This is a genomic window from Kitasatospora sp. NPDC058444, assembly GCF_042721415.1.
GTDB lineage: Bacteria > Actinomycetota > Actinomycetes > Streptomycetales > Streptomycetaceae > Kitasatospora.
This window is the reverse complement of the sequence record NZ_JBHXLL010000055.1, coordinates 1-25320: the sequence shown is the minus strand read 5'-3', so window position 1 is coordinate 25320 and position 25320 is coordinate 1. Positions and strand designations below refer to the sequence as shown.

Annotated in this window: 21 protein-coding genes and 1 riboswitch; of the genes, 7 read left to right on the top strand and 14 right to left on the bottom strand. The window is 72.5% G+C overall.

Translation table 11 applies throughout. The features are described from left to right. Positions 1 to 119: 119 nt before the first annotated feature. The 4 genes from ACFWP2_RS35420 to ACFWP2_RS35405 form a co-directional block, all read right to left on the bottom strand. Entirely contained in the window at positions 120 to 809 is a 690-nt protein-coding gene (locus tag ACFWP2_RS35420) for an SDR family oxidoreductase (RefSeq protein WP_380459427.1), read from the bottom strand. Positions 810 to 822: 13 nt separating this feature from the next. Further along, positions 823 to 1347, bottom strand: coding sequence for a TIGR00730 family Rossman fold protein (locus tag ACFWP2_RS35415; RefSeq protein ID WP_380459425.1), 525 nt, complete (start codon positions 1345 to 1347; stop codon positions 823 to 825). A 133-nt stretch (positions 1348 to 1480) separates the two neighbouring features. Beyond that, positions 1481 to 2617 carry a tRNA 2-thiouridine(34) synthase MnmA gene (gene mnmA / locus ACFWP2_RS35410; protein ID WP_380459422.1) on the bottom strand — a complete coding sequence of 379 codons (1137 nt, stop codon included), beginning with the start codon at positions 2615 to 2617 and terminating at the stop codon, positions 1481 to 1483. A 67-nt stretch (positions 2618 to 2684) separates the two neighbouring features. Continuing rightward, positions 2685 to 3866: a cysteine desulfurase family protein gene (locus ACFWP2_RS35405; protein WP_380459420.1), complete on the bottom strand. Its 1182-nt coding sequence runs from the start codon at positions 3864 to 3866 to the stop codon at positions 2685 to 2687. A gap of 231 nt (positions 3867 to 4097) precedes the next feature. On the opposite strand from ACFWP2_RS35405, the gene ACFWP2_RS35400 reads away from it, so the two are divergent. Then, positions 4098 to 4874 carry an IclR family transcriptional regulator gene (locus ACFWP2_RS35400; RefSeq protein ID WP_380459418.1) on the top strand — a complete coding sequence of 259 codons (777 nt, stop codon included), beginning with the start codon at positions 4098 to 4100 and terminating at the stop codon, positions 4872 to 4874. Here ACFWP2_RS35400 and ACFWP2_RS35395 read toward each other — a convergent pair. Beyond that, the gene (locus tag ACFWP2_RS35395) at positions 4780 to 5439 is read right to left on the bottom strand and encodes a trimeric intracellular cation channel family protein (RefSeq protein ID WP_380459416.1); all 660 of its coding nucleotides are present in this window, start codon (positions 5437 to 5439) and stop codon (positions 4780 to 4782) included. The genes ACFWP2_RS35400 and ACFWP2_RS35395 overlap by 95 nt on opposite strands. A 127-nt stretch (positions 5440 to 5566) precedes the next feature. On the opposite strand from ACFWP2_RS35395, the gene ACFWP2_RS35390 reads away from it, so the two are divergent. Next, positions 5567 to 6958 (top strand): acyltransferase family protein, encoded by a 1392-nt coding sequence (locus tag ACFWP2_RS35390; protein ID WP_380459414.1) that lies wholly within the window; start codon positions 5567 to 5569, stop codon positions 6956 to 6958. A gap of 107 nt (positions 6959 to 7065) precedes the next feature. Here the strand turns inward: ACFWP2_RS35390 and ACFWP2_RS35385 are convergent, their stop codons facing one another. The 7 genes from ACFWP2_RS35385 to ACFWP2_RS35355 form a co-directional block, all read right to left on the bottom strand. Beyond that, positions 7066 to 8127, bottom strand: coding sequence for an ABC transporter ATP-binding protein (locus ACFWP2_RS35385; protein ID WP_380459412.1), 1062 nt, complete (start codon positions 8125 to 8127; stop codon positions 7066 to 7068). 34 nt (positions 8128 to 8161) lie between these two features. Next, the gene (locus tag ACFWP2_RS35380) at positions 8162 to 9253 is read right to left on the bottom strand and encodes an ABC transporter ATP-binding protein (protein ID WP_380459410.1); all 1092 of its coding nucleotides are present in this window, start codon (positions 9251 to 9253) and stop codon (positions 8162 to 8164) included. After that, positions 9250 to 10260, bottom strand: coding sequence for an ABC transporter permease (locus tag ACFWP2_RS35375; RefSeq protein WP_380459407.1), 1011 nt, complete (start codon positions 10258 to 10260; stop codon positions 9250 to 9252). Before ACFWP2_RS35375 ends, ACFWP2_RS35380 begins: the two co-directional genes overlap by 4 nt. A gap of 98 nt (positions 10261 to 10358) precedes the next feature. Next, entirely contained in the window at positions 10359 to 12128 is a 1770-nt protein-coding gene (locus ACFWP2_RS35370) for an ABC transporter substrate-binding protein (RefSeq protein WP_380459404.1), read from the bottom strand. Positions 12129 to 12213: 85 nt separating this feature from the next. Further along, on the bottom strand, positions 12214 to 13203 hold the full coding sequence (locus ACFWP2_RS35365; RefSeq protein ID WP_380459401.1) for an ABC transporter permease: 990 nt from the start codon (positions 13201 to 13203) through the stop codon (positions 12214 to 12216). A 446-nt stretch (positions 13204 to 13649) separates the two neighbouring features. Further along, entirely contained in the window at positions 13650 to 14573 is a 924-nt protein-coding gene (locus ACFWP2_RS35360) for an enhanced serine sensitivity protein SseB C-terminal domain-containing protein (RefSeq protein ID WP_380459398.1), read from the bottom strand. A gap of 119 nt (positions 14574 to 14692) precedes the next feature. Then, a complete protein-coding gene (locus tag ACFWP2_RS35355; protein WP_380459396.1) occupies positions 14693 to 15496 on the bottom strand; it encodes an enhanced serine sensitivity protein SseB C-terminal domain-containing protein in 804 nt (267 codons plus the stop codon). A gap of 234 nt (positions 15497 to 15730) precedes the next feature. After that, positions 15731 to 15832: riboswitch (glycine riboswitch) on the top strand. A 229-nt stretch (positions 15833 to 16061) separates the two neighbouring features. Between ACFWP2_RS35355 and gcvT the strand changes: the two genes are divergently transcribed. From gcvT to ACFWP2_RS35335, 4 genes are all read left to right on the top strand, one after another. Next, a complete protein-coding gene (gene gcvT / locus ACFWP2_RS35350; protein ID WP_380459392.1) occupies positions 16062 to 17183 on the top strand; it encodes a glycine cleavage system aminomethyltransferase GcvT in 1122 nt (373 codons plus the stop codon). A gap of 100 nt (positions 17184 to 17283) precedes the next feature. Next, positions 17284 to 17664, top strand: a complete 381-nt coding sequence (gcvH, locus tag ACFWP2_RS35345) for a glycine cleavage system protein GcvH (RefSeq protein ID WP_380459389.1) — start codon at positions 17284 to 17286, stop codon at positions 17662 to 17664. A gap of 78 nt (positions 17665 to 17742) precedes the next feature. Then, on the top strand, positions 17743 to 19011 hold the full coding sequence (gene glyA, locus ACFWP2_RS35340; RefSeq protein ID WP_380459387.1) for a serine hydroxymethyltransferase: 1269 nt from the start codon (positions 17743 to 17745) through the stop codon (positions 19009 to 19011). 163 nt (positions 19012 to 19174) lie between these two features. After that, positions 19175 to 20542, top strand: coding sequence for an L-serine ammonia-lyase (locus ACFWP2_RS35335; protein WP_380459384.1), 1368 nt, complete (start codon positions 19175 to 19177; stop codon positions 20540 to 20542). Positions 20543 to 20745: 203 nt separating this feature from the next. On the opposite strand, the gene ACFWP2_RS35330 is transcribed toward ACFWP2_RS35335, so the two are convergent. Further along, on the bottom strand, positions 20746 to 21609 hold the full coding sequence (locus ACFWP2_RS35330; RefSeq protein WP_380459382.1) for a DMT family transporter: 864 nt from the start codon (positions 21607 to 21609) through the stop codon (positions 20746 to 20748). A 496-nt stretch (positions 21610 to 22105) separates the two neighbouring features. On the opposite strand from ACFWP2_RS35330, the gene ACFWP2_RS35325 reads away from it, so the two are divergent. Further along, positions 22106 to 23374 carry a hypothetical protein gene (locus tag ACFWP2_RS35325; protein WP_380459379.1) on the top strand — a complete coding sequence of 423 codons (1269 nt, stop codon included), beginning with the start codon at positions 22106 to 22108 and terminating at the stop codon, positions 23372 to 23374. Positions 23375 to 23454: 80 nt separating this feature from the next. On the opposite strand, the gene ACFWP2_RS35320 is transcribed toward ACFWP2_RS35325, so the two are convergent. Next, positions 23455 to 24678: a protein-L-isoaspartate O-methyltransferase gene (locus ACFWP2_RS35320; protein ID WP_380459377.1), complete on the bottom strand. Its 1224-nt coding sequence runs from the start codon at positions 24676 to 24678 to the stop codon at positions 23455 to 23457. Positions 24679 to 25320: the final 642 nt, after the last annotated feature.

The following is a 25320-nucleotide window of genomic DNA, read 5'->3' as shown; positions in this document are numbered from 1 at the left end:
CGAGCGCGGGGCACGGGCTCGGGACTCGGGGCTCGTTCCGGGGCCGTCGGACCCGCGGAGGTTCCGCCGGACCGCGGTGCGCGCGGGACGTCGGCCGGGCCGACGTCCCGCGCGGCGCGCTACCGCCCGGGGCGGACGGTGATGTCGGTGATCTCCGCGTCGCGGGAGGCGTCGAGGGCGGCGAGGATCGCCTTGGCGACGGACTCGGGCTCGATCCAGCGGTCGGCGTCGTACTCCTTGCCCTCCTGCCGGTGCACCTTGACCTGCATGGCGGTGGCGGTGCGGCCGGGGTAGACGGAGGTGACCCGGACGCCGTTGGCGTGCTCCTCCTGGCGCAGCGCGTCGGCGAGCGCCTTCAGGCCGTGCTTGCTGGCCGCGTACGCGGACCACTCGGCGTGGGCGTTGAGGCCGGCGCCGGAGTTCACGAAGAGCACGTGGCCCTTGACCAGCCGGATCGACGGCAGCAGCAGGCGGGTCAGCTCGGCGGGGGCGACGAGGTTGACGTTGAGCGTCTCCTGCCAGGCCTTGGGGGTCAGGTCGCCGACCGGGCCGAGCTCGACCGTGCCCGCGACGTGCAGGAGGGAGTCCAGCTGGACGGGCAGCTGCTGGTGCCCGAAGGCCCAGGAGAGCTTGCCCGGGTCGCCGAGGTCCCCGACCAGGGTGCGGGCGCCGGGGAAGCGCTCGCGCAGTTCGGCGGCCCGCCGGGCGTCGCGGGCCAGCAGCCAGAGCTCGTCCCCGCGCTCGGCGAGCTTCCCGGTGAGGACGGCGCCGATGCCGGAGCCGGCGCCGGTGATCAGATGTGCAGCCATGGTCTTGATCTAATCAGGCCTTGAGCTGGGCGAAGACCTCGGCCGGCGTGTCCGCGAAGGTGATCAGCTCGGCGAGCGGGCGGGGCAGGAAGCCCTCGGCGTCCATCCGCTCCATCTGGGTGCGCAGGCCCGAGTAGAAGCCCTCGGTGTCCAGGACGACCACCGGCTTGTCGAACATCCCGTGCTTCTTGAGCTCCAGGACTTCGGTGACCTCGTCCAGGGTGCCCAGCCCGCCGACCAGCACGACGATCGCGTCCGCCCGTGAGGCCAGTTCCGCCTTGCGCTCCGGCAGGTCGGCCGTCCAGACGAGTTCGTCGGCGCCGACGTACGCCTTGTGCCTCAGCATCTCGACCATCACGCCGACCAGTCGGCCGCCCGCCGCCTTCACCTCGTCGGCGAGCAGCCCCATCAGCCCGGCGTTCGAGCCGCCCCACACCAGGGTGTGCCCGCCCTCCCCCAGGAGCCGGGCGAACTCCGCGGCGGGCACGGAGTAGCGGTCGTCGAGCGAGTACGCGGAGCAGAAAACGGAGATGTTCATAATGTCGTCTGGTCTATCACGACCCCGGCACACCGCTCACCGCAATTCCCCGCCGTGCCCCCGCCGTACGGCCCGGGCTCCGTGGCGAGGCGCGGTGGGCCCGGCCGGTCCGGCCGGGCCCGGGTGCCGGCGCTCAGGCGGTGACGGCCGGGCGCTCGGTGGTGGCGATGGTGGCGGAGCCGACGACGCGGGTGCCGTCGTAGAGGACCACGGCCTGGCCGGGGGCGATCCCCCGCACCGGGGTGTCGAGTTCCACCCGCAGTCCGCCGTCGACGACCGAGGCGCTCACCGGGACCTCCTCGCCGTGGGCGCGCAGCTGGGCCGTGTAGCGGCCGTCGGCGAGCGGCTCGGTGCCGCACCAGCGGGGGCGGATGGCGGTGAGGCCGGTGACGTCGAGGCCCTCGACCGGGCCGACCGTCACGGTGTTGTTCACCGGGGAGATGTCCAGCACGTAGCGCGGCTTGCCGTCGGCGGCCGGGCGGCCGATCCGCAGGCCCTTGCGCTGGCCGATGGTGAAGCCGTACGCGCCGTCGTGCTCGCCGAGCTTGGTGCCGTCGACGTCGAGGATGTCGCCGGTCGCGGTGCCGAGGTGCTTGGCGAGGAAGCCCTGGGTGTCGCCGTCGGCGATGAAGCAGATGTCGTGGCTGTCGGGCTTCTTGGCGACGGCCAGGCCGCGGCGCTCGGCCTCCTCGCGGATGGCTTCCTTGGTGGTGTCGCCGAGCGGGAAGAGCGAGTGGGCGAGCTGGTCGGCGTCGAGCACGCCGAGCACGTAGGACTGGTCCTTGGCGCCGTCGACGGCCCTGTGCAACTCGCGCGAGCCGTCCGGCAGGTCGACGATCCGGGCGTAGTGGCCGGTGCAGACGGCGTCGAAGCCGAGGGCGATCGCCTTGTCCAGCAGCGCCGCGAACTTGATCTTCTCGTTGCAGCGCAGGCACGGGTTGGGCGTGCGCCCGGCCGCGTACTCGGCGACGAAGTCGTCGATCACGTCCTCGCGGAAGCGCTCGGCGAGGTCCCAGACGTAGAACGGGATGCCGATCACGTCGGCCGCGCGCCAGGCGTCCCGGGAGTCCTCGATGGTGCAGCAGCCGCGCGCGCCGGTCCGGAAGGACTGCGGGTTGGCGGAGAGCGCCAGGTGGACGCCCGTCACCTCGTGCCCCGCTTCGACGGCGCGGGCGGCGGCGACGGCGGAGTCGACTCCACCGGACATCGCCGCGAGCACGCGCAGACGGCCGGTGGACGGAGTGGTCGGGGCACCCGGGAAGTCAGTCATGGTGACTACAAGCGTACGGGGCCCCCGGACATGCCCCGCGTGGGCCACCGCCCGTGCCCCGCACGCCCTATCGCCGCACCGACGCCAGCCCGGCGTTGCGCGCCCGCTCCACGACCGGCCCGATGGCCTTCCCCAGCGCCGTGACGTCCTCCGGCACCGAGGTGTGCCCGAGCGAGAACCGCAGCGAGGCGCGCGCCAGCAGCGGGTCGACACCCATCGCGAGCAGCACGTGGCTGGGCTGCGGCACTCCGGCCGAGCAGGCCGAGCCCGTCGAGCACTCGATGCCCTGGGCGTCCAGCAGCATCAGCAGCGCGTCGCCCTCGCAACCGGGGAAGGAGAAGTGCGCGTTGGCGGGCAGCCGGCCCTCGGCCGACGGGTCGCCGTTGAGCACCGCGTCCGGCACGGCGGCCAGGACGGAGGCCACCAGGTCGTCCCGCAGCGCGCCCAGGGTGACGGCGTGCTCGGCCCGCCGCTCCACGGCGAGCGCCGCGGCGGCCGCGAAGCCGGCCGCGCCGGGGGCGTCGAGGGTGCCGGAGCGCACGTCGCGCTCCTGTCCGCCGCCGTGCAGCAGCGGGACGGGCGCGGCGCCCCGGGAGAGCAGCAGCGCGCCGATGCCGAACGGGCCGCCGATCTTGTGCCCGGTGACGGTGAGCGCGGTGAGGCCCGACTCGGCGAAGGACACCGGGACCTGACCGAGCGCCTGCACCGCGTCGGCGTGCACCGGGATGCCGTACTCGGCCGCCACGGCGGTCAGTTCGCGCACCGGCTGGACGGTGCCGACCTCGTTGTTCGCCCACATCACGGTGACCAGCGCCACCGCGGCGGGGTCCCGTTCGATCGCCTCGCGCAGCGCCTCGGGGTGCACCCGGCCGTACCCGTCCACCGGCAGGTACTCGACGTCGGCGCCCTCGTGCTCGGAGAGCCAGTGCACCGCGTCCAGCACCGCGTGGTGCTCGACGGGGCTGCACAGCACCCGGGTGCGGGCCGGATCGGCGTCCCGGCGGGCCCAGTACAGGCCCTTGACGGCCAGGTTGTCGGACTCGGTGCCGCCGCCGGTGAACACGATCTCGCTGGGGCGCGCGCCCAGCGACTCGGCCAGCGATTCCCGGGACTCCTCGACCACCCGGCGGGCCCGGCGGCCGGCCGCGTGCAGGGCCGAGGCGTTGCCGACCACCCCCAGGTGCGCCGTCATCGCGGCGATCGCCTCGGGCAGCATCGGCGTGGTCGCCGCATGGTCCAGGTATGGCATAACCCTCCGATTGTAGAGCCCGGCAACCGCGGGGGGTTCCGGGCCGGGGCATCGTTCCGGCCACCCACCGTCCGGCCCGCCCGCTCCGACGTGGGACCGGGCCCGCGCCCGCTCGGACGCACGGCGGCGGACGCACCACTGCCGGACGGCCGCGTCCGGCAGTGGTTTGTACCACTGAGCCACCCACCGGTTAGCCTGACGCCACCAGTCAGCCGGATCCGGGGAAACGCCATGTCGCAGTCGGTCGACCGCGCGCTGACCCTGCTCGACGCACTCGGCGACGCGCCGCTCTCGCTGGAGCAGGCCGCCAGCAGCCTCGGGGTGCACAAGTCCACCGCCCTGCGGCTGTTGCGCACCCTGGAGGAGCACGGCTTCGCCCGCCGCCAGCCCGACCTGCGCTACCGGATCGGCGGCCGGGTGCTCTCGCTGGCCCACCGCGCGCTGGAGGACTTCGACGTCCGGCAGGTCGCCGCGCCGTACCTGGCCGCGCTCAACGCCCGCTGCGGCTACACCGTCCGGCTGGCCGTGCTGCACGACGGCGAGGTGCTCTACCTGGACGAGGTGGCCGGGCCGCCGGGCTCCGAGCCGTCCCGGATCGGGCGCCGTGCCCCGGTCGACGGGACGGCGGTCGGCCGGGTGCTGCTCGCCGGACTGTCCGCGGACGACGCCGGCGGACAGGAGCTGCCGGACGAGCTGGCGGCGGTGCGCAGCCGGGGCTGGGCGGCCGAATCCCGTGAGCACCGGGAGCCGGTGACCTGCGTGGCCGCGCCGGTCGCGGGCAGCGGCGGACGGACCGTCGCGGCCTGCGCGCTGAGCGCCCCGGCGAGCGAGGTGCCGCCCGCCGAACTGGCCCGGATGGTGCCGGAACTGCTCTGCACCGCCGAGGCGATCTCGCTCGCGTACGGCGGCTCGCCTACTCCTCGCTGGTGCGAGAACCGTTGCGGCGCCAGGCCCGCGGGGCACGCCAGCCGTACTTCAGGGCGAGCATCCGCAGCCCGAAGGCGGTGAGCGCGGCCGCGGTGCCAGTCAGGCCGGTGAGGCGGTTCGCGCCGATCAGCAGCGCGACCACGGTGGCGCCGACCAGGGCCGGGACGGCGTAGATCTCCCGGTCCCAGCGCAGCAGCGAGGGGATCTCCCCTGCCAGCACGTCGCGGATCACCCCGCCGCCGGCCGCGGTCACCATGCCGAGCGCGATCGCCGCGACCGCGCCGAGCCCGAAGTCGTGGGCCTTGGCGGTGCCCGTCACGCAGAACAGCCCCAGTCCGAGCGCGTCCAGGGTCTGCACCGCCCGGTTGATCCGTTCGACCTCCGGGTGCAGGAAGAACACCACCAGCGCGGCGGCCAGCGGGGTCATGAAGTAGCCGAGGTTGGTGAACGCGGCCACCGGCGTGGCGCCGATCACCAGGTCGCGCATCACCCCGCCGCCGAGGGCGGTGACCTCGGCCAGCACACAGATGCCGAAGATGTCCATGTTCTTGCGGACGGCGAGCAGACCCCCGGAGAGGGCGAAGACGAAGATGCCGACGAGGTCCAGCGACTGCTGCACGTCGGACGGGAAGAGCTGGGATGTCACCGTCCATGTGTACCCGATTCGCCCGGATGTTCCGGTGACCGCTCACGCTGCGGACACAAACGTCCGGGGCGGGGACCGGCGGAGCCCGCGCGCCGTGGGGCCGGGCGGATTCCGCTAGCCTCCGCCTGTGAAGCTCGTGAAGCACTCGTCGGCGCCGAACTCACCGTCGCGGTCGACGCCGGAGCCACCGGACTCCCCCGCTCCCGCCGCCTCCCCCGCCGCCGCCCGCGCCTCCGCCCGGCTCGGCTGGCTCGACGCGCTGCGCGGCATCGCCGCCCTCGCCGTCGCCATGCACCACTTCGGGCTGCTCGACAAGATCCCCCACGCGGGGTGGGTGCCGCAGTACCTGGACCTCGGCTTCTTCGGCGTGATGCTGTTCTTCCTGGTCAGCGGGTACATCATCCCGGCCTCGCTGGAACGGCGCGGCGACGTCCGGGCGTTCTGGACCGGACGGCTCTTCCGCATCTACCCCGCGGTGGCCGTCGCGGTGGCGGCGAGCCTGCTGGTGCTGCCCCGCAGCGGCCAGATCGTCCAGGGCTTCGCCTTCGACCACCCGGCGCTGTCGCTGGCCGCCAACGGCCTGCTGCTCCAGGACCTGCTGGGGGTGCCCAGCGCGCTCGGGGTGATGTGGTCGCTCACCTACGAGATGGTCTTCTACTACTTCGTGTCGGCCCTCTTCGTGCGGGGGTGGCACCGGAACAGCGCACCGATCGCGGTCGGCTTCGCGTCCGTCGCCCTGGTCCTCGGCACCTGGCTGCCGATCGGCGCCCTCTCGGCGGACCCGGCGGCCACCCGGCACCTGGTGGCCGCGGGCGGGATCGTGGTGCTGATGGCACTGGCCTGCATCGCCACCGCCCGCGCGGACCTGACCCGTTGGGGCGCCTCGCTGCTCGGCGGCCTGGGCCTGGTCCTGATCACGCTGAACAACCGGACCTTCGGCTTCGAGACCATGCTGATCTTCGCGACCATGTTCGCCGGCACGGTGCTGTACCGGCTGGAGCACGGCCGGCTCGACCGGCTCCCGGCCCTGCTCTGCTGCGTCTTCGTGATCGTCACCGGCGTCGCGGTCGGCTACCTGTACAACCGCGACACGGTGCTGTGGCACACCTGGACGCCCTCCTGGCAGTCCTTCTCGTACGCCTACCTGGCCGCCTGGGCCCTGTTCGCGGGCGCCATGCTGCTGCGCCGCCGCCGCTTCCCGCGCTGGCTCAGCGGGCTCGGCACGATCAGCTTCTCGGTCTACCTGCTGCACGGCCCGCTGATGTTCCTCCTCGGCTGGAAGCTGCAGAGCTTTCCGCCGATCGTCGGGCTGAAGGGGCAGGCCGCGCTCACCCTCGGCTACCTCGGGGCGCTCGTGGTGCTCTCCTACGTCTCGTACCGGCTGGTCGAGATCCCCTTCCAGAACCTCGGCCGACGGGCGGTCAGGGCGATGAACCGCCGCTTCCCGGCGCCCGCCCCGGGGCCGCTCGCCACCGCCGCCCCGGGCCCGCGCGAGCCCGAGCCGACCGGCGGCGCCTGACGCGCGAACGCCGAAGAGGCCGCCCGCCACCGGAAGTCCGGGGGCGGGCGGCCTCTTTCGTGCGCGCCGGGCTCGGGGCTGTGCTAGTCGTTCCCCTCGGGGCTGCGCTAGTCGTTCCCCTCGCCGAGCTCGGGGAAGTGACACGCCACCTGGTGCCCGGTCTTGAGCGCCGTCAGCGGCGGTTCCTGGCTCGCGCACACGTCCTGCGCCTTCCAGCACCGGGTGCGGAAGCGGCAGCCGCTGGGCGGGTTGATCGGCGAGGGGACGTCGCCCTTGAGCAGGATGCGGTCGCGGCCCGCGCGCTGGCGGCGGCGCGGGTCGGGGACGGGCACGGCGGACATCAGCGCGTTGGTGTACGGGTGCATCGGGCTGCGGTAGAGCGAGTCCCGGTCGGCGATCTCCACGATCTTGCCGAGGTACATCACCGCGACCCGGTCCGAGACGTGCCGGACCACCGAGAGGTCGTGCGCGATGATCAGGTAGGTCAGCCCGAGTTCCCGCTGGAGGTCGTCCAGCAGGTTGACCACCTGGGCCTGGATCGAGACGTCCAGCGCGGAGACCGGCTCGTCCGCGATGATCATCTTCGGCTTCAGGGCGAGCGCCCTGGCGATGCCGATGCGCTGGCGCTGGCCGCCGGAGAACTCGTGCGGGTAGCGGTTGTAGTGCTCGGGGCTGAGCCCGCACAGTTCCAGCATTTCCTGGACGGCCTTCTTGAGCCCGCCCTCCGGCACCGCGTCCTGGAGCCTGAACGGCGCGCCGACGATGGTGCCGACGGTGTGCCGGGGGTTCAGCGAGGAGTACGGGTCCTGGAAGATCATCTGGATGTCGCGGCGCAGCGGCCGCATCGCCCCGACGCCCAGGTGGGTGATGTCGGTGCCCTCGAACTCGATGCTCCCGCCGGTCGGTTCGTCGAGCCGGGTGACCAGTCGGCCCATGGTCGACTTGCCGCACCCGGACTCACCCACGACGCCCAGCGTCTCGCCGGCGTTGACCGTGAAGTCGATGCCGTCGACCGCCCGCACCGCGCCGGTCTGGCGCCGCAGCAGTCCGCTGCGGATCGGGAAGTGCCGGGTGAGGCCGGCCACCTTCAGCAGCGGCTCGCGGCCGGGGGCGGGCGCCGGCGACGCCCCTTCTCCGTGGGCGGCCGGGGCCGTCTGAGTGTCCGTCATCGGTTCTCTCCAGAAAGGTGGTACGAGTCCGGGCTCACAGCCGGGGCGCGATCTCTTCGGCGAAGATGCGGTGCCGTTCGCCGGCCGCCAGGTGGCAGGCCGCGAAGTGTCCGGGCGCGGCCTCGGCCAGCACCGGGACCTCGCCCGTGGAGCGCCCGCCGGTCAGGTCGGCGTACGGGCAGCGCGGGTGGAAGGCGCAGCCGGACGGCACGTTGATCAGGCTGGGCGGGGTGCCCTTGACCGGCACCAGCCGGTCCTGGAGTTCCCGGTCCAGTCGCGGCATCGAGCCCAACAGCCCCCAGGTGTAGGGGTGTTCGGGCGAGTCGAAGAGGGTTTCGGCCGGGCCGCGCTCGACGCACTTGCCGCCGTACATGACCAGGATGTCGTCGGCCAGCTCGGCGACCACCCCGAGGTCGTGGGTGATGATGATGACGGCGGAGCCGAACTCCTCCTGGAGGTCGCGGATGAGGTCCAGGATCTGCGCCTGGACGGTGACGTCCAGGGCGGTGGTGGGCTCGTCGGCGATCAGCAGCGAGGGGTCGTTGACCAGCGCCATGGCGATCATGGCGCGCTGGCGCATGCCGCCGGAGAACTGGTGCGGGTAGTCGTCCACCCGGCGGTCGGGCTGCGGGATGCCGACCCGGTCGAGCATCTCGACCGCGCGGGCCCTGGCCTGCTTCTTGGAGGCCTGGGGGTGGTGCACCCGGTACGCCTCGACGATCTGCTGCCCCACCGTGTAGTAGGGGTGCATCGCGGTCAGCGGGTCCTGGAAGATCATCGCCATCTCCCGGCCGCGCAGTTGGCGCACCCGGTCCGGGCCGGCCGCGATCAGGTCCTCGCCGCCGAGCCGGATCTCGCCGCTGATCCGGGCCCGCTTGGAGCGGTGCAGTCCCATGATGCCCAGCGAGGTGACGGACTTGCCCGAGCCGGACTCGCCGACGATGCCGAGGGTGCGCCCCTTGTGGAGGTCGAAGCTGACCCCGTCCACCGAGCGGACCAGGCCGTCGTCGGTGTCGAAGTGGATCCGCAGGTCGCGCACCGACAGGAACGGGTCGCCCGACGGCGGCTGCGCGGCGTCCGACGGGGTCTGCGCGGCGTCCGCCGGGGTCTTCTGGAGGTCGGTCACGAGAGCCTCACCCGGGGGTCGACGAGGGCGTACAGGAGGTCGACCACGAGGTTGCAGGCGACGATGAAGAAGGCGGCGAGCAGGGTGACGCCGAGGATCTTGGGCAGGTCGTTGTCGGAGATCGCCTGGACGGCGAACTGGCCGACGCCCTGGAGCGAGAAGACCTGCTCGGTGATCAGCGCGCCGCCGAGCAGCAGCCCGAGGTCCATGCCGAAGATGGTGACGATCGGGGTGAGCGCGGCGCGCAGCCCGTGCCGGGCGACGACCTTGCTCTCGACCAGGCCCTTGGCCCGGGCGGTGCGGATGTAGTCCTCGCTCATGGTCTCCAGCATTCCGGCGCGGGTGAGCCGGGCGTAGAGCGCGGAGTAGAGGAAGGCCAGCGAGATCCAGGGCAGGATCAGGTTGCGGGCCCACATCAGCGGGTCCTCGGTGAAGTCGACGTAGTGCAGGTTGTCCAGGATCGGCCACTCGTAGCTGAACAGCGTGAGCAACAGCGCGCCGGTGAAGAAGACCGGCAGCGAGACGCCGGCGAGCGCGACGCCCATGGAGAGCCGGTCGAAGATCGAGCGCGGCTTGAGGGCGGAGACGACGCCGGTGGCGACGCCGGAGACCAGCCAGAGCACCGCCGCACCGGCGGCGAGCGAGATGGTGACCGGGATCCGCTTGGTCAGCTCGGGCCAGACCTCCAGGTGGTTCTTGAAGGAGTAGCCGAAGCAGGGCACGTGACAGGTGGCCGGTTCCGGGCCGAACGTGTACTCGGCGCCGCTGACCAGCCCCTTGAGGAATTGCCAGTACTGGGTGTACAGCGGCTGGTCGAAGCCGAGGTTCTTCTTGACCGCGGCGATCGCCTCGGGCGACGGGTTCTTCCCGATGTACTGGGCGGCCAGTTGGTCGGCCGTCTCTCCGGCGAGTCGCGGGAGCAGGAAGAAGATCGCGAAGGTGACCACGCTGACGACCAGCAGCAAAATCGCCGCCGCGATGATCCTGCGGATGATGTAGGCAAACACAGTTGGGCGGCTCCGGCGGCCCGCCGCCGTCCGGGATCTTCCGGACGGCGGCGGGCGCCGCTGCCTTCACCTGCCTTCAGGGATGCGGAGCCAGGCTCTTACTTGGTGGAGCCGATGTTCAGGTAGTCGTACTCACCCGAGAACGCCGAGGTGGAGACCAGGTTGGTGGCGTTGTCCGGGCGGTACAGGAAGACCTTGAAGTAGGTCAGCGGGACGTAGACCGCCTGCTCCATGACCTTCTTGTCGACGTCGCCGTAGATCTTCTCGCGGGCGCCCTTGTCGGGGTTGATCGCGGCGTCGTCGATCAGCTTGTTGACACCGGGGTCGTTCAGCTGGGCCAGGTTGTTGTTGCCGGACGGCTTGATGGTGCGGCCGTCGACGATCTGCTGGAGGAAGCCGTAGCCGGTCGGCCAGTCGGCGCCCCACTGCATCATCATCAGGCCGATGTTGTGCTCGGCCGCGAACTGCGGGGAACCGGCGGCGTCCTGCAGGTACTTGCCCTGCGGGTACTGCTGGATCTCGGCGTTGATGCCGACCTTCTTCAGCGCGGCCTGGATCGAGGTGGCCGCGGCGACCTCGGTGGCGCGCTCGGTGCGGGCCGACAGGACGGTGTTGATGCCGCCCTCCTTGCCGCAGGCCTTCAGGGCTTCCTTGGCCTTGGCCTCGTCGCCCTTGTTGTCCTTGGTCTCGTACAGGTTGAAGTCCTGGTGGCCCGCGATGTCCGGCGGGAGGACCGTGTTGGCGATCTGGCCGCGGATCGGGCCGCCGAGCGCGGTCTGCACCGAGACCTTGTCGATCGCGTACTGGACGGCCTTGCGGCACTCGACGTTGTCGAACGGCGCGAGCTTGGAGTTGATCGCCATGTACACCAGACGGCCGCCGTAGGCGTTGTCGGTGCTGGCCTTCAGCTTCGGGTTCTGCAGGATCTGCGCCTGGGTCTGCGGGTCGACGCCGCCGCCCACCAGGTCGACCTGGGCGTTGCCGGCCAGCAGGTCCTTGTCGATGGTGGCCTGGTCGATGTTGAACTTGAGCACGATCTTGTCCGCGAGCTGCTTGCGGATCGGGTCGGTGCTCTTGTCCCAGTTGGTGTTCGGCACCAGGACGGCCTGCTTGCCGTCCTCGTAGGACTCGAACTTGTAGGAGCCCGAGGACGCGATCTTCTTCACGTACTCCGCACCGGTGTCCTTGGCCTGCGGGACGGGCACGGTCTCCGGGGCGCTGACCAGGTAGTCGAAGTCGGCGAAGGGGTGCTGGAGGTGGAAGACGATCGTGGTGTCGTCGGGTGTCTCGATCGAGTTGAGGCCGCCCTCCTTGTCCTTGTACGGCCCCGCGTACGGCGTGGCGTTGTCCACCAGCAGGTCGTGGAAGTAGACCGGGCCGTTGGAGTTCACGTCCAGCGCGTAGTTCGAGCGCTCGATGGCGTACTTGACGTCCTTCGAGCTGATCGGGGTGCCGTCGTCGTACTTCAGGCCCTTGCGCAGCTTGTACGTCCAGGTCAGGCCGTCCGCGCTCTGCTGGCCCATCGACTCGGCGAGGTCGGGGACGAGCTTGTTGCCCTCCTCGCCCGGCGCCGGGTTGAAGGTGGTCAGCGGACGGCCGTACAGGCGCGAGAAGTTGTAGATGTACGCGTAGTACGTGTTGCCCGGGTCGAGCGAGTCGGGGGTGCCCTTCATCTCGTAGGTCACCGTCCCGCCCTTCTTGTCCGAGGCGTTGACGATGCCCTTGGTGGCCGCGTTGGCACCGGAGCCGCCCTCGGCGGAACCGGAGGCCGAGGACCCTCCGCTCTTCGACGAACTGGTGCAACCGGTCACGACCAGGACCGCGGCGGCGGCCGCCGCGGTCAGGGCGACGGTACGGGACCTACGCATGGGTGAGATCAACCCCTTGAGGATGTGGAGGCGGTGGAGAGGGTCCTGACGCACCGTCGAATGACGCATGGTCAGAGTGGCGGTGTCAGTTGCTCTTGGGATCGAGGGCGTCGCGCAGCCCGTCGCCGAGCAGGTTGAAGGCGAGCACGGTGATGAAGATCGCCAGGCCGGGGACCACCATGTACTGGGGGTCGACCTGGTAGTACCGGATCGCGTCCTGGAGCATTCCGCCCCAGGAGGCCTGCGGGGGCTGGATGCCGACGCCGAGGAAGCTCAGCCCGGCCTCGAAGAGGATGTTGGTCGGGATCAGCAGGGTCGAGTAGACGAGGATCGGACCGACCAGGTTGGGCAGCAGCTCCTTGAACAGGATGAACGGGCCGCGCGCGCCCAGGCTGCGGGCGGCGTGGACGAACTCCCGCTCGCGCAGCGAGAGCGTCTGGCCTCGCACGATCCGGCCCATGTAGGGCCAGTTGAAGAAGCCGATCACGAAGATCAGCACCAGCATGTGCAGCGGCAGGCCGTGCAGGCCGAACGCGCCGCCCTGGAGCGAGGTCGAGATCGCGATGGCGAAGAGCAGCAGCGGGAACGCCAGGAAGACGTCCATCACCCGGCTGATCAGGGTGTCCACCCAGCCGCCGTAGTAGCCGGCCATGATGCCGAGCACGGTGCCGATGGTGTTGGACAGCAGGGTCGCGCCGAAGGCGACCAGCAGGGAGACCCAGGAGCCCTCGATGACGCGGGTGAGCAGGTCACGGCCCTGGAGGGGGTCGACGCCGAGCGGGTGGTCCCAGCTCATGCCGCCCCAGTCGCCGAAGGGCAGACCGCCGAGGTCGGCGTCCAGCAGGTCCTGGTTGAGGGCGTCCGGGTCGAGCCCGAACATCGACTCGATCGGCTTGGCCAGCACGGCGAGCAGGATCAGCAGGATCACCACGACGCCGCCGGCGACGGCGGCCTTGTCCCGCTTGAAGCGGGTCCAGGCGATCTGGCCGAGGGAACGGCCCTCGATCTTCTTGGCCGGGCTCGCGGCGGCGGGTGCCTCCGGCTCGTTCCCGGCGGTGGTCACGGATGCGGTCATGGTCAGTTGGTCCCCTCGCCGACGGTGGCCGGCCCACGGGTGCCGGTCGCCGGCTTCGGCGGTGCGGCTGCGGACGTGCGGAGGTGCTTAGGAGGAGCGGGTGTTGACGGCAGTGCGTCGTGCACGGGGCACTGCCACCACGCGGGATGGGCGTCGCGTGGGCGGGCTGTCGGCGTGCGCGCTCACCTTTGTGGGGTTCAAGCACGCGCGGTGCGTTGCGCAGAACTCTCTGCCATCCGAACTGGCTTGCGCCAGCCCTGCCAACCGACAGATGCCCAACTGTGATCTGCGTGCATGCACCTCCCGGATCTTCGGCATATACCTCTTCACATGCCTGTAGCCGCCATGTCAAGATGGCCGGGTGACACATCCGGAAATTCGTCCGGAAAGCATCGAAGCCGACTTGATGGACAATCAAGTCGGCTTCGGAGAATGGGTTTTGGGAATCAGCGCCCGGGGTAGCCAGGCCACGGCCGCTGCGGCTGCTGCTGCCAGCCCTGCGCCGGCGGCTGGGTGCCGTACCCGTAGCCCGGCATCGACTGCCCCGGGTACGGCGGCGGGGGCACCGGCGGGTACGGACCGGTCGGCGGGCGGCCCGCCTCCCGGTCGAAGAACGGCCGCGCGTTGGCGCGCATCCACAGCGCCACCGGGTCGTACTCGTCCGACATCGCCACCGTGGACACCGCGAGCCCCTCCGGGGCCACCGCGATCGCGCGCTGCATCAGCGCCCGCACCGCCTCCACCGCCGGCGGCGAACTCTCGTACAGGTCAAGACCGATGGCCAGGTACGGCTCCCCCACCGCGGGCTGCACCCAGGCCCGGCGCAGCGCCCGGACCGCGCGCACCTCGGAGGCCTGCCGCTCCAGCAGCGCGAAGAACGGCTGGGCGTTCAGCTGCGGCTCGCTCAGCTTCAACGGCCCGGCCGGCAGCCGGTCCAGGCCCGCGGCGACCCGCCGCAGGTCCGCCCAGGGCACGCCGACGCCGCCACCGGGCGCGTGCGGGTTGAGCCACAGGCCCCAGCGGGTGCGGTAGAGCGAGGCCGCGATCTCCCGGCCCGAGATGACCTCGTGGGCCCGCGCCCAGCCGGAGGAGGTCAGCTGCTCGGGCGAGGTGACGGCCGGCGCGTAGCCGTGGCCGCTGATCTCCATGTTCCCGTACTGGGCGTCCGGGCTGCCCGGCGTGCCGTGCCACAGCAGCATCCAGACCTGGCCGTCCGCCAGCGCGTGCAGCAGCCGCTCGTACGCGTCGTAGCGCTCCGGCGCGACGTCGCGCAGGGCGCGCTCCAACGCGCCGGGATCAGCTCCCGGGCGCCCGGCCGGTGCCTGGCCCCAGGGCCCCGGCACACCGCCCGCTCCCGTTCCCGCACTCATGCGCCCACCTCGCCGCGCCTCTTTCCCTCAACCCGCCGAGCCCGTCGGCCGTCTGCACGCACCCTATGGGCGCGGCACCGGCCACCGCCACGGCGACGTGCCTTTGATACGAACCCCGCTCAGACCCGCGAATAGAACGGAAGTACCCGGGTGAGCAGCCACTCGACCACCGGGTCGTCGGCGAGGTCGAGCAGTACGAGGTGGACGCCGCCGGGCAGCGGCGCGGTTCCCAGCGCTCGTCCGAGCGCGTCGTTCACCGCGGCCGGGTCGGCCGGCGCCGCCGGGTCCAACTGGACGCCCACGAACATCACGGTCGGCTCGCCCTCGATGCTGGCCAGCGCCCTGCGGGCGGTCAGCACCCCCGGCAGCGCGGACAGTTCGGCTCGACAGGCGGCCAGGAAGTGCTCCGGGTCCTCGCCCGGCACCGGCTCGCGCAGCGCCACCCGGCCGCCGGTCGGCACCGCGGCGTCGTCAGCGGTCGCCCAGCGGTCCTCGCGCGGACCGCGGCGCAGCTCGGCGACCCCCTGCGGCGGCACCGGGAGGCCCACGGCCGCCTCCGGGTTCACCGCGATGCCCACGCCCAGCGGCAGCCCGCGGGCGAACTCCCACACCGGCGCGATCGCGAAGGCCATCCCCGGCGCCTGCCGGAGGAACACCTCCTGCGAGGAGAACACCGGCACGTACGGGTCACCGCCGAGCTCGACGGTCGGCAGGTCCAGCGACTGCCCCTGCGGGTCGGCCCCGGCCGGCAGCGGCACCCACACCTGGCTGCGCGCCAGCACCTCCATCACCCGCGGGGTGGCCCCCGGGTCGCCCAGGGCCGCGGTCAGCACCTGCTCCAGTTCGTTGGCCGGCCAGGAACCGCCCGCCGGCGCCTCCTCCGGTCCGCCCCACCCCTGCTGCTGCTCCACCGGGTACCCCATGCGCCGCCGATTCCGCCCTCTGCCGGTCGGCCGCCCTCTGCTGCGCCGACGCGCAGCAGTCTAGGGCCCCCGGGGCCTCCTCTTTAGGGCTCGTGTTCGGGTGCCGCCCGGGGCCCGTGCCCGGGCGGCGCGCGGTGTGACCGGGTCCCCCCTCCCCTCGCCGTCCCGGACGTGCCATGATGTGCGCGTCCGACGGCATGCGCCGCGGGCCCCCACAACTCCATACCGGCCGCTCGAACCCGCGCGGGAGAGCCCGGAGTGCCGTTCAGGCACAGCCGGCGCCGAAGGAGCAAGTCCTCCCCGGAATCTCTCAGGCACCCCTACCGCACGGGTTAGGCACATCTGGAAAGCGGCGCCCGGCCCTGTCGTGCGCCCACCCACGGTGCAAGCCGTCATGCTGTCCCCCAAGCTGGAAACAGCTGCGGGCGGTGGGCGGTGAAGCTCTCAGGTTCGACGACAGATGGGGAGACCCACGCCGCCGCATGCCCGCGCGCAGGGTCGGCCCCCGAGCGGGTCCGGTCCGGCGCGTGCACCCCTGAGTGCCCCGACCGAGGAGTTCCTGGCCATGTCGTCCCTCCGCCTGACCGCGCTCGACGCGCTGCACCGCGCCCTCGGCGCGACCATGACCGACTTCGCCGGCTGGGACATGCCGCTGCGCTACGGCAGCGAGCGCGAGGAGCACCTCGCGGTCCGCACCAAGGCCGGTCTGTTCGACCTCTCGCACATGGGCGAGATCACCGTCACCGGCCCGCAGGCGGGCGAGATGCTGGACCACGCGCTGGTCGGCTTCGTCTCCGCGCTGGGCGTGCTGCGTGCCCGCTACACCATGATCTGCGCCGAGGACGGCGGCATCCTGGACGACCTGATCGTCTACCGCCTGCGCGAGGACGCCTTCCTGGTCGTCGCCAACGCCTCCAACGCCCAGCTGGTCCTCGACGAGCTGATCGCCCGCGCCAAGGGCTTCGACGCCGTCGTCACCGACGACCGCGACACCTACGCGCTGATCGCCGTCCAGGGCCCGGAGGCCACCGGCATCCTGGCCGAGACCACCGACGCCGACCTGCCCGGCCTGAAGTACTACGCGATCCTCCCGGCCCGGGTGGCCGACCGCGACGTGCTGCTCGCCCGCACCGGCTACACCGGCGAGGACGGCTTCGAGATCTTCTGCCGCCCGGCCGACGCCGAGGCGATCTGGCAGGCGCTGACCACCGCGGGCGAGGGCCGCGGCCTGATCCCGTGCGGCCTGTCCTGCCGCGACACGCTGCGCCTGGAGGCCGGCATGCCGCTGTACGGGCACGAGCTGTCCACCGACCTCACCCCGTTCGACGCCGGCCTGGGCCGGGTCGTCCGCTTCGACAAGACCACCAACGAGGGCGCCTTCATCGGCCGCAAGGCCCTGGAGCAGGCCGCCGCCGCGGCCGAGACCAACCCGCCGAAGGTGCTGGTCGGCCTGGTCTCCGAGGGCAAGCGGGTGCCGCGCGCCGAGTACACCGTGGTCTCCACCGAGGGCGAGCCGATCGGCCGGATCACCTCCGGCGCGCCGTCCCCGACCCTGGGCAAGCCGATCGCGATGGCCTACGTCGACGCCGCCCACGCCGCCCCCGGCACCACCGTCGCGGTGGACGTGCGCGGCAAGCACGAGCCCGTCCAGGTCGTGGCGCTGCCGTTCTACAAGCGCGCCCGCTGACCCTCCGCCGAGGCCCCGGTTTTCCCGTTCACGCACGTCGCGGCCGTCCGCGCGGCGGCCCGCTTCGTCGTACCCGCTTCCCATCCTGGAGAATGACGCCATGAGCAACCCCCAGCACCTGCAGTACACCAAGGAGCACGAGTGGCTGACGGCCGCCGAGGACGGCGTGTCCACGGTCGGCATCACGGAGCACGCCGCCACCGCGCTCGGTGACATCGTCTACGTGCAGCTGCCCGAGGTCGGCGACACCGTGACCGCCGGCGAGACCTGTGGCGAGCTGGAGTCCACCAAGTCGGTCAGCGACCTGTTCTCCCCGGTGACCGGCGAGGTCGTCGAGATCAACCAGGACGTCCTGGACGACAACGCCCTGGTCAACAGCGCCCCGTTCGAGGGCGGCTGGCTGTTCAAGGTGCGCGTCGAGGCCACCGACGAGCTGCTCAGCGCCGCCGAGTACGACGCGCTCATCAACCCCCAGGGCTGAGCCCCGACAGGACGGGCCGCGGCACCGCGGCCCGTCCGCCCCGGCCCCTTTCCCTCCTCCTCCCGGGAAGACCACACCATGACGGTTCTCAACCAGTCCCTGCACGCCCTCGACCCGGAGATCGCCGCCGCGGTCGACGCCGAGCTGCACCGCCAGCAGACCACCCTGGAGATGATCGCCTCCGAGAACTTCGCCCCGGTGGCGGTCATGGAGGCCCAGGGCTCGGTGCTGACCAACAAGTACGCGGAGGGCTACCCCGGCCGTCGCTACTACGGCGGCTGCGAGCACGTCGACGTGGTCGAGCAGATCGCGATCGACCGCATCAAGGCGCTGTTCGGCGCCGAGCACGCCAACGTCCAGCCGCACTCCGGCGCGCAGGCCAACGCCGCCGCGATGTTCGCGCTGATCCAGCCGGGTGACACCATCCTGGGCCTGAGCCTGGCCCACGGCGGTCACCTGACCCACGGCATGAAGATCAACTTCTCCGGCAAGCTCTACAACGTGGCCGCCTACCACGTGGACGAGAAGACCGGCCAGGTCGACATGGCCGAGGTCGAGCGCCTCGCCAAGGAGCACCAGCCGAAGCTGATCATCGCCGGCTGGTCGGCCTACCCGCGCCAGCTCGACTTCGCCGCGTTCCGCCGGATCGCCGACGAGGTCGGCGCGCTGCTCATGGTGGACATGGCGCACTTCGCCGGCCTGGTGGCCGCCGGGCTGCACCCGAACCCGGTGCCCTACGCGGACGTGGTCACCACCACCACCCACAAGACCCTGGGCGGCCCGCGCGGCGGCGTCATCCTGTCCAAGGCCGAGTTCGCCAAGAAGATCAACTCGGCGGTCTTCCCCGGCCAGCAGGGCGGCCCGCTGGAGCACGTGATCGCCGGCAAGGCGGTCGCCTTCAAGGTCGCGGCCTCGGAGGAGTTCAAGGAGCGCCAGCAGCGCACCCTGGACGGCGCCCGCATCCTCGCCGAGCGCCTGCTCCAGGCCGACGTGGCCGAGGCCGGTGCCAGCGTGCTCTCCGGCGGCACCGACGTCCACCTGGTCCTGGTCGACCTGCGCAACAGCCAGCTCGACGGCCAGCAGGCCGAGGACCGGCTGCACGAGGTCGGCATCACCGTCAACCGCAACGCGATCCCGAACGACCCGCGCCCGCCGATGGTCACCTCGGGCCTGCGCATCGGCACCCCGGCCCTGGCCACCCGCGGCTTCCAGTCCGAGGACTTCCGCGAGGTCGCCGACATCATCGCCGAGGCGCTCAAGCCCGCCTTCGACGAGACCGTCGCCGCCGCGCTGAAGGCCCGGGTCACCGCCCTGGCCGAGAAGTACCCGCTGTACCCGAACCTCTGATCACTCCGGTGATCGTTCGGGTGGGGTGACCGGCCTCACCCCGCCGGCGTACCTGGGACCCCGGGGCACCGCGCACACTGGACAGTGCGCGCGGTGCCCCGTCCCGTGTCGGCCCCCTCCCTGCCCGCAAGTCCTTCCACGAGACCAGACAAGGACGTCCCCCGTGGCCATCAGCGTCTTCGACCTCTTCTCCATCGGCATCGGCCCGTCGAGCTCCCACACCGTGGGCCCGATGCGCGCCGCCCGGATGTTCGCCCGCCGACTGCGCTCCGAAGGCCTGCTGGACCGGGTGACGGGCGTGCGCGCCGAGCTGTACGGCTCGCTCGGCGCCACCGGCCACGGCCACGGCACCCCGAAGGCCGTCCTGCTGGGCCTGGAGGACGCCTCGCCCCGCACCGTCGACGTCGACCAGGCCGACAAGGACGTCGAGCGGATCATCGCCGAGAAGCGGATCAGCCTGCTCGGCGAGCACACCGTCGACTTCGACCCGGACACCCAGCTGATCCTGCACCGCCGCCGCTCGCTGCCGTACCACGCCAACGGCATGACCCTGTGGGCGTACGCGGCCGACGGCTCGACCCTGCTGGAGAAGACCTACTACTCCGTCGGCGGCGGCTTCGTGGTGGACGAGGACGCGATCGGCGCGGACCGGGTCAAGCCCGACGACACCGTGCTGAAGTACCCCTTCCGCACCGGTGACGAGCTGCTGCGGCTCAGCCGGGAGACCGGGCTGTCGATCTCCGGCCTGATGCTGGAGAACGAGAAGGCCTGGCGCAGCGAGGAGGAGATCCGCACCGGGCTGCTGGAGATCTGGTCCGTGATGCAGGAGTGCGTGCGGGCCGGCATGTCCCGCGAGGGCATCCTGCCGGGCGGGCTGAAGGTCCGCCGCCGGGCGGCCGCCGGCGCCCGTGCGCTGCGCGCCGAGGGCATCGGGCCGGCCAACGCGATGGAGTGGGTGACCCTCTACGCGATGGCCGTCAACGAGGAGAACGCCTCCGGGCGCCGGGTGGTCACCGCGCCGACCAACGGCGCCGCCGGGATCATCCCCGCCGTCCTGCACTACTACCTGAACTTCATCCCGGGCGCCGACGATGACGGCATCGTCCGCTTCCTGCTCGCGGCCGGCGCCATCGGCATGCTCTTCAAGGAGAACGCCTCCATCTCCGGCGCCGAGGTCGGCTGCCAGGGCGAGGTCGGCTCCGCCTGCTCGATGGCCGCGGGCGGCCTCGCCGAGGTCCTCGGCGGCACCCCCGAGCAGGTCGAGAACGCCGCCGAGATCGGCATCGAGCACAACCTCGGCCTCACCTGCGACCCGGTCGGCGGCCTGGTCCAGATCCCCTGCATCGAGCGCAACGGCATGGCCTCCGTCAAGGCCGTCACCGCGGCCCGGATGGCCCTGCGCGGCGACGGACGCCACCACGTCTCGCTGGACAAGGCGATCAAGACGATGAAGGAGACCGGCGCCGACATGAAGATCAAGTACAAGGAGACCTCGCGCGGCGGCCTCGCCGTGAACGTCATCGAGTGCTGATCCCGGCGCCCTGACGGCCCCCGGCGCTGGTCCCAGCGGCCTGACAGCCCCCCGGGCGGAGTTCCGACTCCGCCCGGGGGGCTTCGCACATCGCCCTCGGCTCCCTGGGCGCTCCCTGGCCCGGGCCGCGGACGGCCGCCTCTGGCCGCCCCACCCCGCTGCGCGGGAAGTCGGCCCGGCCGACTTCCCGTGCAGCGGCGGCCCTACCGGCGCGCCGGGAGTGCCAGGAAGGCCAGGCCCCCGGCCAGGACGGCGAGTCCGCACCAGGAGACGGCGGGCAGCCGCTCCCCCAGCGCCGCCACGCCCAGGACCGCCGCGACGGCCGGCTCGGCGAGGGTCAGCGTGGTGGCGGTCTGGGCGGTGGTGTGCCGCAGGCCGCGGCCGAACAGCCAGTACGCGAGGAAGGTGGTGACCACCGCGAGGTGCAGGACCACGCCCGCCCCGCGCACCGACGCGAGCCACTGCACGTCACCCGCGAGCAGCACCGGCAGGACGATCAGCGCCCCGCCGCCGAACATCGCGCCCATCACCCCGCCCGAGGGGTGCCCGGCCGCGATCAGCCGCCCGCCGATCAGCGAGTACACCGCGTACGAGAGCCCGGAGAGCGCGGCCGGCAGCACCCCCAGCGGGTCCACCGCCGTGCCGCCCCCGGCGAGTTCGGGGCCCAGGACGAGCACCGCGCAGCCGAGCACGGCGAGCGCCGTGGCCCCGGCCCACCGCCCGTCCGGGCGGCCCTGCCGGGTGAGCCACCCGAGCAGTCCGGTGAACACCGGCGCGCTGCCGAGCGCGATCACGGTGGCCACCGCCACGCCCGTACGGCTGACCGCCGGGTAGAAGGTCAGCGGATAGCCGGCCACCGCGACCGCGCCGGCCGCGAGCAGCCACCGCTCGCGCGGCGCGCAGCGCCGGGGCAGCGTGCGCGCGGTGCGGTCGGTGAGGAACAGCAGGAGTCCTCCGAGCACCAGCCCGGCGGCCCCGATCCCGGCCGCCGGGGCGCCGGCGGGCGCCAGCGAGGCGGCCGTCCCGGTGGTTCCCCAGAGCACGGCGGCGCTCAGGATCGGGGCCACCCCGCCGCGCGGGCGGGTACGGCGCGGCGCCGTGGGCAGGGGACGGGCAGGCGAGGACAAACGATTCGGCACAGTCGTGAACTTCCGTCGTCGAAAACCATCGGGGGAACCGGTTCCGAGAACGGGCGCACGCCGTCAGCCCACGGCGGCCGCCATCGGGCCGAGCCGGGGTCGCGGGGGATCAAGCCACCGGAGCGCGCGCCCGATCAGGCGCTGAGCGGTGGCAGGACGACGTGCCAGTAGAGGTTCACGGGCCCGATGCTATCCGCCCGCACAGGAAGTCGACAGGGCCGACTTCCTGTGTGGCCGCCACCGGACCGGGCCGAGGGCGCAGGCGCCCCACCCGCCTCCGGGACGCCGCCCCGCCCCTCCCGGGGGCGCGTCGCCCCGCGCGCGCACCGACTGCCGAACCGGTCCGGGCCGTCCGGGCGTAGCGGACCGTCCGTCAACCGCTACGCTGAGTAGCGTCCCGTCGGTCCACCGGAAGGACCCGCCCGTGCGCCGCTCCCGCCTCGCGCTGCCCTTGGTCCTGACCGTCGTGGTCGGCTCCGGCCTGGTCGCCGCCGACGTCACCCGGGACGAGCCGTACCTGTCCGTCAGCCTGCCGGTGCTCCGCGAGCCGCAGGCCCAGCAGCTGCTCCACCGCATGACGGACCCGGTGCAGGACTGGGTGGAGTCCGGGGATCCGGCGGCGGCCGGCTACGCGGGGACGGTGATCGACGCGTCGAACCAGCACGCCGACATCTACTGGAAGGGCGAGGCTCCGGCCCAGGTCCGGTCGCTGATCGACGCGGGCGCCGCGAGCGCCGCGAGCGCGGTCCCCGGCTACACCGTCGACGTCCACCCGAGCCCGTACTCCCGCGCGGAGATGCGCGCCGCGATCGACCGGTTCACCGCCGCCGTGGCGCGCGACGAGTGGACGTCGATCGGCCCGCAGGAGGACGGCACCGCCATCGCGATCACGTACGTGCCGGCGAAGGCGAAGCAGCTGACCGGCGGTGACGAAACCGTCCAGGCGTACTCCTCACGGGCCGCCGAGATCGCCGGGATGCCGGTGACGGCCGGCGTCGAGGGAACACCGGTGGCGCTGTCCGGCAGCCGGCACTCCGACAGCGCGCCGTACTACGCGGGCGCCGAGGTGAGCACCGGAAAGGCGTCGTTCTGCTCGACGGCGTTCAGCGGCTGGAAGGGCGGGACGAAGGTGGTGCTGACCGCCGCGCACTGCGGCGGCGGCCGGTACTACAACGGCACCGGCAGCTACATCGGCGACCTGTCCGCGGTCGGCGACGGCTTGGACGTCGGCATGATCGCCGTCAACGGGAGCGGCGGCGGCCGGTTCTACGACGGCACCTGGTCGGACCGGGGCGGCTCTTCCCGGCACACGTACGGGGCCGGGCGGAACAACGTCGGGGACCTGATCTGCCTGAGCGGCGCCCAGTCGGGGTGGAAGTGCGACGTGCAGGTCAAGAGGGTCGACGTGGAGACGACGAACGACGAGGGCACGAAGATCAAGCCGGTGGACGTCGCGGAGTCGAAGGGCGGCGACCGCCGCGCGATCGCCGCGAAGGGGGACAGCGGCGGCCCCGCACTGGCGAACCCGTCCGGCCCGAGCGGGGACATGGAGGCCCGCGGCGTGATCGTCGCCGCCCGGTCGGAGGTCGGCTGCCCGTCCGGGTCGACGGCACACTCGACCAAGTGCTACGCGCAGGTGATGTACGTGCCGATGACCCCGGTGGTGAACCGGATGGGCTTCTCGATCTCCTGACTTGGGAGGTGCCACCGGCCCCGCCTGCGCGAGAAGTCGGCCCACCCGACTTCTCGCGTAGGCGGTCAGTCAGCGGCGGGTCACTCGGGCGCCTCGTCCTTGAGCAGGGCGCGGGCGGATGCCGCGCCGGCCGTGAGGTCCGCGCCAGGTCCGCGCTGGCCGATCGGCCAGCGCGGGCGGGTGGCCGGGTCGCCTTGCCAGGCCCACTGGGCGTCGGGGGTGACGGTGATGCCGTAGTCGTACAGGTCGGGGCGGCCGAGCTCCTCCCACTGGGTCCAGGTGGCCAGCACCTCGTCGCCGATGCGGCGCGGCCCGCCCTGGGAGAGCAGCGGCGGCACGCCACTGCCCCGGGCGGCGAGGGCTGCCCACGAGCGGTGGCCGTCGTGGATCCAGGCGTTGGTGCCGTCGGCGTCCGGGGCGGTGAGCAGCACGGCGTGCGGGACGGCGACGCGCAGCGCGAACCGGAGGTTCCAGTCGTCCAGGTCGGCCGGGTCGCGGTCCAGGGCCCGACCCGTCTCGGGTTCGGCGTCACCGCGCACTGCGGCGTAGGCGGCGGTGCCGGTACCAGCCTGGGCCGGGCCGTGCCGGTCGCCCATGAACTGGGCCAGGCCCTGGACCCATCCGGTGGCGGACTGTCCGTCGTCGGCGACGGTGAGGGCGACGTGGCCGAGTCGTCCCCAGGGGTAGACGATCCGCCCGCCGGGCCGCACCGCCTCAACCCAGGACCAGGGGACGGTCTCGACGGCGTAGGTGGCGTGGAGGCGGTCGACCGGACTGCCTCCGGGGGGCCCGCCGGCGGTGCCGTCCCCCGCCGTCGCCTCGACGGTGAGCCCGGCGGCCACGAACCTGGCCCGGGCGGACGCGGCCAGGGACTCGTCCACCTCGGTGGTGACCACCAGACCCGGCCCGGCCCGCCAGGAGGCCAGCGCCGCCGTCCAGCCCTGGCCGGTGCCGATGTCCCACACCCGGTGCCCGGGTTCCAGTCGAAGGCTGTCCAGCATGTCCGCCACCACGGACGGCGCGGACAGCGACGACGACGGGAGGCCGCCGGTGAGCTGGGTGACGGCCGCGGAGTGGGCCCCGGAGTAGAGCTCGTCCGCCCAGCCGTCCGGGTCGTCCGCGCGGTCGAGCGGCACGTAGGCCCCACCGTCCCACCGCCACAGCCGGTCCGGCGCGAACCGATCGCGAGGCAGCGCGGCGAAGGCCTCGCGCAGCCACGGCGAGTCGGCCGGCCACGCCCCGCCCCGCTCCATCTCGGCGTGCAGGCGCGCCCGGTGCCCGGCCAGGCCGCCGCCCGCCGTCACTTCTTGTGCTTCCCGTTGCCCGGCGGCGGAACGTCGACCTTGCTGTCGCTGTTGTTCGGCGGGGGCGTTCCCTGCCCGGGGTCCGGCGGCTGCTTCTCGTGCTCACCCATCGCGGTGTTCCTTCGGTCGTGTCCAACGGTCGGTGACCAACCTGGTGCAGCACCGCACCATGCGGTAGCGGCGTGCGGGGTAGGCCGGGGGCGCGTGAGCGCGTGTCTCCACCGGCCCGGCGAGGAACGCCGGGGTGAGCGCGAGAAGTCGGGCGGGCCGACTTCTCGCGCGGTCCTCTCAGAAAGTCCTCGTCCGGCCCGAACCGCCGGAGAACGTCGTTCAGTGCGGCGCCGTTACCCGAGGGCGCCGGCCCGATCACGGCGATGCGGCGGCCGCCTCGGGTGACGACGATCGTCTCGCCGCGCTCCGCTGAGTCCAACACGGCGGCGAAGCTTCTCGAAGCCTCTTCTGCGGTCATCAGCCTCATGGAATCCGTCTGTCCGAGAGGTGCCCGAAGGCGAGTGGAGGGGAATTTCGATGGGCCCCGAAGCGGGGGGAGGGGGGGGGGGCGGCGGGAGGCGCGGGCGGGGGGGGGGGGCGACCCCGGGGGGGGGATAAAAAAACAAACTACCGCCCAAACCAAAAGTTTTT

Bases quoted from the DNA above. Each gene is read 5' to 3' on its own strand.
- gcvT (WP_380459392.1), top strand. From the start codon at position 16,062: ATGTCGTCCCTCCGCCTGACCGCGCTCGACGCGCTGCACCGCGCCCTC.
- ACFWP2_RS35365 (WP_380459401.1), bottom strand. From the start codon at position 13,203: ATGACCGCATCCGTGACCACCGCCGGGAACGAGCCGGAGGCACCCGCC.
- ACFWP2_RS35385 (WP_380459412.1), bottom strand. From the start codon at position 8,127: ATGACGGACACTCAGACGGCCCCGGCCGCCCACGGAGAAGGGGCGTCG.
- glyA (WP_380459387.1), top strand. From the start codon at position 17,743: ATGACGGTTCTCAACCAGTCCCTGCACGCCCTCGACCCGGAGATCGCC.
- ACFWP2_RS35355 (WP_380459396.1), bottom strand. From the start codon at position 15,496: ATGGGGTACCCGGTGGAGCAGCAGCAGGGGTGGGGCGGACCGGAGGAG.
- ACFWP2_RS35370 (WP_380459404.1), bottom strand. From the start codon at position 12,128: ATGCGTAGGTCCCGTACCGTCGCCCTGACCGCGGCGGCCGCCGCCGCG.
- ACFWP2_RS35405 (WP_380459420.1), bottom strand. From the start codon at position 3,866: ATGCCATACCTGGACCATGCGGCGACCACGCCGATGCTGCCCGAGGCG.
- ACFWP2_RS35420 (WP_380459427.1), bottom strand. From the start codon at position 809: ATGGCTGCACATCTGATCACCGGCGCCGGCTCCGGCATCGGCGCCGTC.
- ACFWP2_RS35400 (WP_380459418.1), top strand. From the start codon at position 4,098: ATGTCGCAGTCGGTCGACCGCGCGCTGACCCTGCTCGACGCACTCGGC.
- gcvH (WP_380459389.1), top strand. From the start codon at position 17,284: ATGAGCAACCCCCAGCACCTGCAGTACACCAAGGAGCACGAGTGGCTG.
- ACFWP2_RS35415 (WP_380459425.1), bottom strand. From the start codon at position 1,347: ATGAACATCTCCGTTTTCTGCTCCGCGTACTCGCTCGACGACCGCTAC.
- ACFWP2_RS35360 (WP_380459398.1), bottom strand. From the start codon at position 14,573: ATGAGTGCGGGAACGGGAGCGGGCGGTGTGCCGGGGCCCTGGGGCCAG.
- mnmA (WP_380459422.1), bottom strand. From the start codon at position 2,617: ATGACTGACTTCCCGGGTGCCCCGACCACTCCGTCCACCGGCCGTCTG.